This is a genomic window from Corallococcus sp. CA053C (genome assembly GCF_003611675.1).
Taxonomy (GTDB): domain Bacteria; phylum Myxococcota; class Myxococcia; order Myxococcales; family Myxococcaceae; genus Corallococcus.
Genome location: NZ_RAWA01000369.1, coordinates 1 through 9,843 on the forward strand (window position 1 = coordinate 1; position 9,843 = coordinate 9,843).

Annotated in this window: 10 protein-coding genes; 2 read left to right on the forward strand and 8 right to left on the reverse strand. The window is 71.3% G+C overall.

Features of this window, described 5'->3' with window-relative positions; translation table 11 throughout:
- Window positions 1-58 precede the first annotated feature (58 nt).
- The 5 genes from D7V97_RS33760 to D7V97_RS33780 all read right to left on the reverse strand — a co-directional run bounded on the left by D7V97_RS33760 (window position 59) and on the right by D7V97_RS33780 (window position 5,376).
- Window positions 59-940: a biotin-dependent carboxyltransferase family protein gene (locus D7V97_RS33760; protein WP_120614734.1), complete on the reverse strand. Its 882-nt coding sequence runs from the start codon at window positions 938-940 to the stop codon at window positions 59-61.
- A 106-nt stretch (window positions 941-1,046) separates the two neighbouring features.
- On the reverse strand, window positions 1,047-2,336 hold the full coding sequence (locus D7V97_RS33765) for a LamB/YcsF family protein (RefSeq protein WP_120614735.1): 1,290 nt from the start codon (window positions 2,334-2,336) through the stop codon (window positions 1,047-1,049).
- Window positions 2,337-2,362: 26 nt separating this feature from the next.
- Complete coding sequence (locus D7V97_RS33770) at window positions 2,363-3,055, reverse strand: histidine phosphatase family protein (RefSeq protein WP_120614736.1); 693 nt, start codon at window positions 3,053-3,055, stop codon at window positions 2,363-2,365.
- Entirely contained in the window at window positions 3,055-4,134 is a 1,080-nt protein-coding gene (locus tag D7V97_RS33775) for a phosphotransferase family protein (RefSeq protein WP_120614737.1), read from the reverse strand. The genes D7V97_RS33770 and D7V97_RS33775 overlap by 1 nt, the downstream gene beginning before the upstream one ends.
- Window positions 4,135-4,137: 3 nt before the next feature.
- Window positions 4,138-5,376 (reverse strand): acyl-CoA dehydrogenase family protein, encoded by a 1,239-nt coding sequence (locus D7V97_RS33780; protein WP_120614738.1) that lies wholly within the window; start codon window positions 5,374-5,376, stop codon window positions 4,138-4,140.
- A 60-nt stretch (window positions 5,377-5,436) separates the two neighbouring features.
- Between D7V97_RS33780 and D7V97_RS33785 the strand changes: the two genes are divergently transcribed.
- Window positions 5,437-6,411 (forward strand): LysR family transcriptional regulator, encoded by a 975-nt coding sequence (locus D7V97_RS33785; protein WP_120614739.1) that lies wholly within the window; start codon window positions 5,437-5,439, stop codon window positions 6,409-6,411.
- Here D7V97_RS33785 and D7V97_RS33790 read toward each other — a convergent pair.
- Window positions 6,370-7,122: a TetR/AcrR family transcriptional regulator gene (locus D7V97_RS33790; RefSeq protein WP_233583394.1), complete on the reverse strand. Its 753-nt coding sequence runs from the start codon at window positions 7,120-7,122 to the stop codon at window positions 6,370-6,372. The genes D7V97_RS33785 and D7V97_RS33790 overlap by 42 nt on opposite strands.
- A 99-nt stretch (window positions 7,123-7,221) precedes the next feature.
- Between D7V97_RS33790 and D7V97_RS33795 the strand changes: the two genes are divergently transcribed.
- The gene (locus D7V97_RS33795) at window positions 7,222-7,872 is read left to right on the forward strand and encodes a hypothetical protein (RefSeq protein ID WP_120614741.1); all 651 of its coding nucleotides are present in this window, start codon (window positions 7,222-7,224) and stop codon (window positions 7,870-7,872) included.
- 85 nt (window positions 7,873-7,957) lie between these two features.
- On the opposite strand, the gene cysK is transcribed toward D7V97_RS33795, so the two are convergent.
- The gene (gene cysK / locus D7V97_RS33800; protein ID WP_120614742.1) at window positions 7,958-8,878 is read right to left on the reverse strand and encodes a cysteine synthase A; all 921 of its coding nucleotides are present in this window, start codon (window positions 8,876-8,878) and stop codon (window positions 7,958-7,960) included.
- Window positions 8,879-8,917: 39 nt separating this feature from the next.
- On the reverse strand, window positions 8,918-9,763 hold the full coding sequence (gene epsC / locus D7V97_RS33805) for a serine O-acetyltransferase EpsC (protein ID WP_120614743.1): 846 nt from the start codon (window positions 9,761-9,763) through the stop codon (window positions 8,918-8,920).
- Between the last annotated feature and the right edge of the window lie 80 nt (window positions 9,764-9,843).

Here is a 9,843-nt window from a genome sequence, read left to right on the forward strand (position 1 = left end):
GTCCGATTTTCGGGGGGCTCATGCTTTCAGTATCGGCCGGACGGGCCCGAAGTTGCCTTCACGGCCCGTGCGGATGGGTCCTCCAGGCGTCCCGGGCCTCCTCCAGGGAGACGGCCTGGAAGCGCACCGGCGCGCCCGGACGGCGTGCCCCGAGGCGGCCCCAGTCCGCGCGGATGAGGGCGGCGATCAACGGGTAGCCCCCGGTGGTGGGGTGGTCCGGGCCCAGCACGATGGGCGCACCCGAGAGGGTGATTTGAACGGCCCCGCGCACCATGGGCCGGGACGTGCCCGCGCCCTCGTCGCCGTGCGGGACGGGCGGTCCGTCCAGCCGCTGTCCCACGCGGTCGCTGGCGGGCGACACGGTGAAGGTGCTGCCCAGGAGGACCGCCACGGCCGCATCGCCGAAGCGCGCGGTGTCGGGGCCCAGGAGCACCCGCAGGGGTGCGGCAGGGTCCAGGGCCTCCGCGAGCCGCTGGAGGTCCGCGTCCGAGGGCTCCTGGGGTGTGCCCGGGGCTCCGATGGGGAGGCGGTCTCCGGTGCGAAGGGGACGGCCTTCCCAGCCGCCCAGGCGGGCCACCCAGAGCGTGCCGCGTCCGCCCAGCACTTCAGGCACGGCCAGCGCGCCGTCCACGGCCACGTAGCGCACGGCGTACCGCGTGGGCGCGGGCACGGTGAGCGTGGCTCCGTCCGCGAGGACTTGCGCGGGCGCACCATCCACGGAGACGCGCACGTCGCGGCCCAGGGCGCGCAGCTCCAGTCGTCCGTGGGCCTCCACTGCCGCGGCGTTGGAGGTATTGCCCACCGCGCGGTTGGACGCGGCCAACAGCTCCGGCACCCACGCGCCGCCCGGTGGAACGCCGTGGTGCATGTGTCCCGGCCGGCCACCGTCCTGCACCGTCGCGGGAGCGTTCAGGCCCGTTACCTCCACCCAGGCCGTCATCCATCCTCCCGCTGCATCGTCACGAGGGAACTCCGCCCCATCTGGCCGCGCCCTGCGCATGGCACCCTCGCGAGCGCGCCGGAGCCTGGCGCTATCACCCAGGCCCTCATCCGTCCTCCCGCTCGAAGCGCACGCGGTCACCCAGTTGCATCACCGCGCCGCGCGTCGGGTCGAACGCGGTGAAGTCCAGCGCCGTGCCCACGAGGTTCCATCCTCCCGGCGATGCGAACGGATACACCCCCGTGCGCTCTCCCGCGATGCCCACCGCGAGCGCTGGCACCTTCGTGCGCGGCGTGGCCAATCGTGGACAGGCGATGCTCGGATCCACGTCTCCCAGGTACGCGAAGCCCGGAAGGAACCCCACGCAGCGCACCGTGTACTCGCGGGCCGTGTGACGGCGCACCACTTCCTCCACCGACAGGCCCGCGTGCGCGGCCACCTTCGGCAGGTCCTCGCCGTCGTAGCGGACACGGATGCGGATCAGCGGACGCTCCGACACGGACGTGGGCGTGACCCGCAGCCGCGTCAGCACGAGCGATGCATCCTCGGGCGGCGTCGTCGGGTCGAAGTACACGCAGGCATGCGCCTCCGTGATCACCGCGTCCATCACGCCCGGCAGCGAGCACAGGGCCTCGCGCGCCTGTCTCCGGTCCACGCCCTCCGGCAGCGTCAGCCGCAGCGCGCTGTCACCCAGCGGCTCCGGAGGCCGCTCCAGCGCGTCCAGCATCGCGCGCACCTCGCGGGCCAGCGCCACCGCCCCCGGCGTGTCTCCGTGCACGCACAGCGTGTCCACCGCTCCGCCCGTGGCCAGCCGCACCGTGTTCTCGCGGGCCTTCGCCACGTCCGTCAGCACCGCGCCGGGCTGCCCGCGCGGAATCAACGAACCGTCCGGCAGCGTGCCCCGGTCCGCGAACCCCTCGCGCGCGTACGCAAGCCCCGAGGCTTGAGCCGCCTCGCGCAGCGCGCCCGTGCCGGGACCCACGAGGGTGACCTCCGTGCCCAGCGCCTCCACCACGCCGTCCACCACCGCCCTCGCGAGCGCAGGGGACGCATTGGCCGCGTGGTACAGCGCGCCGTGGGGCTTCGCGTGCCGCACCGGCACACCGCGCTCACGGGCCAGCGCGACGAGCCGACCGCACTGCTCCGCCACCTGCGCGCGCAGCACCTCCGGTGACACGTCCAGGGCCTTGCGCCCGAAGCCCTCACGGTCCGCGTAGGACGGATGCGCGCCCGCCAGCGTGCCGTGGCGCTCGCACAGCTCCAGGGCACGCCGCATGGAGTCCGCGTCGCCCGCATGGCCTCCGCAGGCGATGTTGGCCAGGTGCGCGAGCGCGTAGAGCTGTTCGTCCTCCCCGGGCAGCTCCCCCAGGTCGATGTTGAGCAGGCACCGCGTCATGGGCCCACGCTACGCGAGCCCCCACCTCAGCGGTAGGTGATGAGCGCCCGGTGCGGGCCCTCGAAGTGGCCGTGCTCGTTGAGCGTGGACAGATACCGGCCCCGCTCGCTGTAGATGACCTTCGTCATTCCACAGTTGGCGAGCGTCCAGTTGGTCCGGAAGGCATGTTCATCCGGGATGCCCAGCAGGTCCTGGCTCACGGCGGTGATGGGACCGCCGGAGGTGAACACCAGCGCCGTCTTCGACGGGCCCAGCGCCGCGACCAGCGCGTTCATCGCCTCCAGGCAGCGCGCCTTGAAGCCGGACCACGACTCCTTGTACTCGCCGTCGTGCCCGCCCTGGACCCAGCGCGCGACGGCCTGGGTGAACAGGTCCTGGAACGCGCGGCGCGGATCCTTCGTCGTGGCCAGCTCCTCGCGCAGCACGCTCGCGTCGGCGTAGCGCGGCGTGTGGCGCACCATGACCTCCTCGTGGTCGAACTCGTTGAAGCCCGCCATGCGCTTCGGCTCCAGTTCCACCCCGAGCCCCTGGAGACACGCCGCCGCCGTCTCCCGGTGGCGCAGCATCGTGCCCGTCACCACCACGTCCACGCGCGGCAGGCGTTGCCGCAGGGACTCGCCCAGCACGCGCGCCTGCTCCACGCCCATGTCCGACAGCTTGTCGTAGTCCGCCGCGCCGAAGGACGCCTGCCCGTGCCGCACCAGATAGACGACGCCCATCAGCCGCCCGCTTTCTTGATGAGCTGGCGGCAGCGGAACGCCAGATAGTTCGCGATGAGCCAGTAGTTCTTGAACGCCGGGTTGCGCGTCTGCTTGTGGTGGTAGCGGTAGTAGATCTGCTGGACGATGACGGCGAGCCGGAACACGCCGTAGACCTCGTAGAAGGTCCAGTTGGCGGGCTTCAGGCCGGTGCGCTCCAGGTAGTACGCCACCACCTCCTCGCGCCGCAGCATGCCGGGCAGGTCCGTGGGCTGCCGGCGCGTGGAGCGCAGGAAGAGGTTGTCATCCGCGTGGACCCAGTAGGCCAGCGTGTTGCCCAGGTCCATCAGCGGGTCACCCAGCGTGGCCATCTCCCAGTCGAGCACCCCGATGACCTCCGTGGGGTCCTCCGGCTTGAGCACCACGTTGTCGAAGCGCCAGTCGTTGTGGATGACGCACGTGGCGATGTCCGGGGGCACGTGCGCGGAGAGCCAGTCGCGCACGTACCGCATCCGGGGCACGTTCCAGGTGCGCGCCTTCTCGTACCGGTCGGACCAGCCCGAAATCTGCCGCTGCGGATAGCCCGGCCCCTTGCCCAGCGACGTGAGCCCCACCGCCTGCGCGTCCACGCCGTGCAACTGGATGAGCTTGTCGATGACGTTGAGGCACAGCTGGCGCGTGCGCGCCTTGTCCAGGTTCAGCCCCTTGGGCAGGTGCCTGCGCGGGATGAGGCCGGGGATGCGCTCCATCACGTAGAACTCCGCGCCCAGCACGGCCGGGTCCTGGCACAGCCCCACCATCGTGGGCACCACCGGGTACGCGGGCTTGAGCGCCTGCTGCACCGTGTACTCACGCGACATATCGTGCGCGGACTTCGCCTTGGTGCCCGCGGGCGGCCTGCGCAGGATGAGGTCGCGGTTCTCGTACTTGAGGCGGTAGGTCCAGTTGGAGGCGCCGCCCGTGTACTGGGTGACCTCTGGCGTGCCCGACAACGACGGCACCTGCGCCTTCAGCCACGCGTCCACGGCGGCCACGTCCAGCGCCTCGCCGGGGCGCACGGCCTTCCCCTCGTCCAGCGGAATGGAGACCGGGGTCGTCACGGCTCAGCTCCCCCGGGAGAAGCCGCGCTTCGCGAGCTCGATGCGGGTGATGACGCCCTTGTGCACCTCGTCCGGGCCGTCCGCGATGCGCAGGCTGCGCGCCTGGGCGAAGAAGCCCGCGAGCGGCGTGTCGCGCGACACACCCGCGCCGCCGTGCAACTGGATGGCATCATCCACCACCTGCTGGAGCACGTTGGGCGCCACGACCTTGATGGCGGAGATCTCCGTCATCGCCCCCATCGCGCCCACGTCGTCCAGCTTCCACGCGGCGTACAGCGTGAGCAGCCGTGCCTGGTCGATGGCGATGCGCGCCTCCGCCACGCGCTCGCGGTTGCCACCCAGGTTCAGCAGCGGCTTGCCGAACGCCGTGCGACTCATGCCCCGGTCGATCATCAACTCCAGCGCTCGCTCCGCCGCCCCGATGCAGCGCATGCAGTGGTGGATGCGGCCCGGCCCCAGCCGGCCCTGCGCGATTTCAAAGCCCATGCCCGGCCCGGAGATGAGGGCGGAGCGCGGCAGTCGCACGTCGTGGAAGTGCACCTCGCCGTGGCCATGCGGCGCATCGTGCTCGCCGTACACCGGCAGCATGCGGACGATCTCCACGCCCGGCGCGTCCAGCGGCACCAGCACCATGGAGTGCCGGTGGTGGCGGTCCGCGCCCGTATCCGGGGTGAGGCCCATGAAGATGGCCACCTTCGCGTTCGGGTGGCCCAGTCCGCTGGACCACCACTTCTTGCCGTTGAGCACCACCGAGTCGCCGTCCACCACGGCGGTGGCCGCCATGTTGGTGGCGTCCGACGACGCGGCGTCCGGCTCCGTCATGCAGAACACGGAGCGGATGTCGCCCGCGAGCAGCGGCTTCAACCACTGCTCCTGTTGCTCGGGGGAGCCGTAGCGCCAGAGCACCTCCATGTTGCCGGTGTCGGGGGCGCTGCAGTTGAAGACCTCGGGCGCCATGAAGCTGCGGCCCATCTGCTCCGCCAGCGGCGCGTACTCCAGCGTGCTCAGCCCCGCGCCCAGCTTCGCGTCCGGGAGGAAGAGGTTCCACAGCCCCTCCGCCTTCGCGCGCGCCTTGAGCTCCACCATCACGGGCGGCACCTTCCACTGGCGCCAGTCCCCGCCCGCCTCCATCGCGTGCAGGGCCTGCATGTACGCGCCCTCCACCGGCTCGATGTGGTCGGTCATGAAGCGCTTCACGCGCTCCAGGTATTCGGTCGTCCTGGCGGAGGGCTGGAAGTCCATGCGCGGCATCCTGCGCCCCGCCGGGTTGATGAAGCCACTGAATGTTGGTCATGTGTCCTCATGAACCCTGTTCAGGATTCAGCGGTCCGCCCGGCGCTCGACCTCAACCTCTTCCGCGTGTTCGACGTGGTGCTGCGCGAGCGCAACCTGGCGCGGGCCGCGGAGGTGCTGTTCCTGAGCCCGTCCGCCGTGAGCCACGCGCTCTCCCGACTGCGCGAACAACTCGGCGAGCCGCTCTTCGTCCGGGAGGGCAGGGGCGTGGCACCCACGGCGCTGGCCGAGCGGCTGGCCCCCGGCATCCGCGACGCGCTCGCGCTCCTCCAGCAGGCGGTGCACCGCACCCGGCACTTCGAGCCCGCGCGCGACGTGCTCCACGTGGCGCTGACGATGAACGACGTGCTGGAGCCGTCCCTGCTGCCCGCGTGGGTGGAGCGCCTGCGCACCCGCGCCCCGGAGGCCCGCATCACCAGCGTGCGGCTGGAGCGCACGCAGCTGGAGAGGGATCTCGCGTCGGGGCGGCTGGACCTGGCCATCGACGTGGCGCAGCCCACCGGGCCGGACCTGCGGCATGCCGTCCTGCTGCGGGACGAGCTGTGCGTCGTCGCGGCCCGGCGCCGCAAGCTGACCTCCGCCACGTACCTGTCCGCGCGCCACGTCGCCGTCTCGTCGCGGCGCACGGGCCTGCCCTTCGAGGACCTGATGCTGGGCCGCCTGGGCCACCAGCGCGACGTGGCCGTGCGCTGTCAGCACTACGAGGCCGCGTGCCGCATCGTCACCGGTTCGGAGCTGCTGCTCACCATGCCCCGGCGCCACGCGGAGGGACTCAACGCGGGGTTGGGCAACCACCTGTTGCCCATGCCGCTGGCGCTGCCTCCCGTGGACCTGCACCTGTACTGGCACCGGCAGGTGGACGAGGACCCGAAGAGCCGCTGGCTGCGCGCGGAGCTGCTCGCGCTCACCGGGGAGGTGGTGCGCCCCGTCCGGAAACGACGCTCAGCGCCGGGGCGTTCGCGGGGCCTTGCGCGCACGCGGTGACGGCGTCGCGCGCCGTCCCTGGGCCTTCGGCTTGCGCGCGGGCGGACGGGGCGGGGCGGGCGGCTCGATGCTCGCGAGGATGATGCGGCGCAGGAGCGCGTACACCGGCAGCGGGTCGAAGTTCTTGTCCAGCTGGTGGTGCAGCGCGAGCCCGTCCACGCACGCCTTGAGGATGATGGCGTAGTGCGAGTCCTCGGCGGCCGGGGCGTGGCCGGTGCGCACGTGCGCCACGGTGCGGGCAATCTCGCTGTCGCCCTGGCTCAAGAGCTGCGCGACGGCGGGCGTCAACTCGCGGTTGCGCAGGCCCATCGCGAACAGCTCGTAGCGCAGCCGGCAGACCTCCGGCGCTTCCTTCACCAGCTTCTCACCCCAGGCGAAGGCGACCTCCGGCAGCTCTTCCACGGGCGTCTGCGCGCGCAGCCGCTCCAGCTCGGACATGTACTGGCGGCTCGCCTCCTGCGTGACGGCCAGCAGCAGCGCGTCCTTGCTGCCGAAGTAGTAGTGCACCAGCCCCTGGTTCACCCCCGCCTCGCGCGCCACCTCCTTCACCGTCGTGGCGTCATAGCCGCGCTCCGCGAGGATGCGGTGGCCCGCGGTGATGAGGCGCGCCCGGGCGTCGGGCTCCGGTGCGGTGGGGGCGGCGTGCTTGCCACGGCGGGTGGGCGGCATCCCAGACCCATAGGGCACCCACTCCCACCCCGCAAGGGCCATGCACGGACCTTCCAGACAGCGGCTTGACAACCCGCGTCACCGGTCTTAGTTAGTCGTGTAACTAAATTAGTCGTCCGGCTAAACCGAAGGAGACGGGCCATGCGAGTCGAGTCCAAGCGGTCGATGCGGTGGGTGAAGGCGGCGGTGGCGGTGGGTGTGTCGTTGCTGTCGGTGCCGGCGCTGGCCCAGGACGTGGGCCGCACGTCCACGGGGCAGGAGCAGCAGCGGCGCGGGGCGTTCCTGCTGGAGCTGACGCCGCCCGCGCTGGACGGCTCGCTGTACGGCATCCGCGCGGAAGTGTCGCCGTCGCGCGACTCGCGGCTGGCGTTCGGCCTGCTGGGGCGCGCGGGTTCGTGGAACCGGTCGCTGGGCGCGAAGGCGCGCTTCACCGGCGTGCAGGGCGGCGACGTGAAGTTGAACTTCGGCGTGGGCGTGGACGGCCGCTACACGCTGGCCTTCCTGGCGGACGGCACGGTGCGTCCGTTCCTGGGGCTGGCGGTGGGCATGGAGGAGTTCGTCGCGCGGGCCACCGTCGCGTCGCCCGTCACCAAGGACTACACGACGACGGCGTTCGTGGAGCCGACGCTGGGCCTGATGTGGCGGCCGGGCTCCGGGCGCGTGGGCCTGTCGGCGCGCGCGGGTCCGGGCTTCACCTTCACCGACGTGCGCGAGCTCCAGGTGGGCACGGGCAACCTGGGCCTGCGCACCGTGTACCCCACGGCGTCGCTCGGCCTGCTCGTCGTCCTGTAGTCGGGCCTTCAATGTCGGCGGCTGCGTGGAGTCCATCGCCCGGGTGGGGCGCACGGCCCGCACCCGGACCTTCCCGACGGGGGCGCTACTGCGCCGGGAAGAGGTTCTCCACGGAGAGGTAGCGCTCGCCGGTGTCGTAGCAGAAGGACAGCACGCGGCTGCCGTCCGGCATCTCCGCGAGCTTCTGGTTCACCGCGGACAGCGACGCGCCGGAGGAGGGGCCCACCAGGATGCCCTCCTCACGCGCGGCGCGGCGGGCGAACTCGAAGGCGTCCTTCTCATCCACCTGGATGATGCCGTCGAGCACGTCGGTGTGCAGGTTCTTGGGGATGAAGCCCGCGCCGATGCCCTGGAGGGGGTGCGGGCCCGGGGCGCCGCCGCTGATGACGGGCGACTTCACGGGCTCCACCGCGAACACCTTCAGCTTCGGCCACTTCGCCTTGAGCAGCTCCCCGCACGCGGTGATGTGGCCGCCGGTGCCCACGCCCGTGATGAGGTAGTCCAGCCCCTCCGGGAAGTCGTTGAGGATCTCCTGGACGGTGGTGCGCTTGTGGATGGCGATGTTGGATTCGTTCTCGAACTGCTGCGGCATCCACGCGTTGGGCGTCTGGGCGACGAGCTCCGCGGCGCGGGCGATGGCGCCCTTCATGCCCAGCGCGCGCGGCGTCAGGTCGAAGGTGGCGCCGTAGGCGGCGAACACGCGGCGGCGCTCGATGCTCATGGACTCCGGCATCACGAGGATGAGCTTGTAGCCCTTCACCGCGGCCACCATGGCGAGCCCGATGCCGGTGTTGCCGCTGGTGGGCTCGATGATGACGCTGTTCTTCTTGAGCAGGCCCTTCTTCTCCGCGTCCTCGATCATCGCCATGCCGATGCGGTCCTTGATGCTGCCGCCCGGGTTGGCGCGCTCCAGCTTCAGGTGCACCGTGACGCGCGAGGGGAACAGCCGGTTGATGCGCACGTGCGGCGTGTTGCCAATGGTCTGCAGGATGCTGTCGACTTTCATGGCGTCTCCTGTGCGGGGAAGGTCACTGCGTGGGGGTGCTCAAATCTGGTAGTCGAGGACGTCCAGCCCCTCGTCGCCGTGGCGCGGACGCACCTCGCTGCGACGGGTGACGACGGACTGTGCCGGCACGCTCTGCATGAGCCACGCGTTGCCGGCGATGATGCTGCCCTTGCCCACCACCGTCTCGCCGCCGAGGATGGTGGCGTTGGCGTAGACCACCACGTCGTCCTCGATGGTGGGGTGGCGCTTCTTGTCCGCCAGGGCCTTCTCCACCATCAGCGCGCCCAGCGTGACGCCCTGGTAGAGCTTCACGTTGTCGCCAATCACCGTCGTCTCGCCAATGACGACGCCGGTGCCGTGGTCGATGACGAACTTGCGGCCGATGGTGGCCCCCGGGTGGATGTCCACGCCGGTGCGCTGGTGCGCGTACTCGGTGAGCAGGCGCGGCAGCAGCGGGAAGCCCAGCCGGTGCAGCGAGTGCGCCACGCGGTAGATGGCGATGGCGTAGAAGCCCGGGTAGGTGAGCACGACCTCGTCCACACTGCGCGCCGCGGGGTCGGCTTCGAAGATGGCGCGCGCGTCCTGCTGGAGCCAGTCGTAGATGTCCGGAAGGCCCGCCATGAACCGCGTGGACAGGTCCGCGTCCGTGACGGGGTAGTGCGGCGCGAGCAGCCCCTGGATGCGCTGGAGGTTCGCCTCCACCGCGGTGACGTCCCGGCGCACCGCCGCGGCGTTGCACTCCAGCCGCTCCGCGAAGTGCGGGAAGAGCAGCCCCAGCACCTGGGCGACGAACTCCGGCGCCGCCTTGCGCACGTCCGGGGGGAAGCAGTGGCGCTGCCGCGCCTCCAGCAGGGTGGCAACCAGTCGGGTGTTCAGATCATCCATGGGGCGTTGCGTCACAATAGCGTGATGGATGCCGTGGGCGGGAAAACGTCGCGGCTGCCCGCTCGGACGGGGGACGGGGC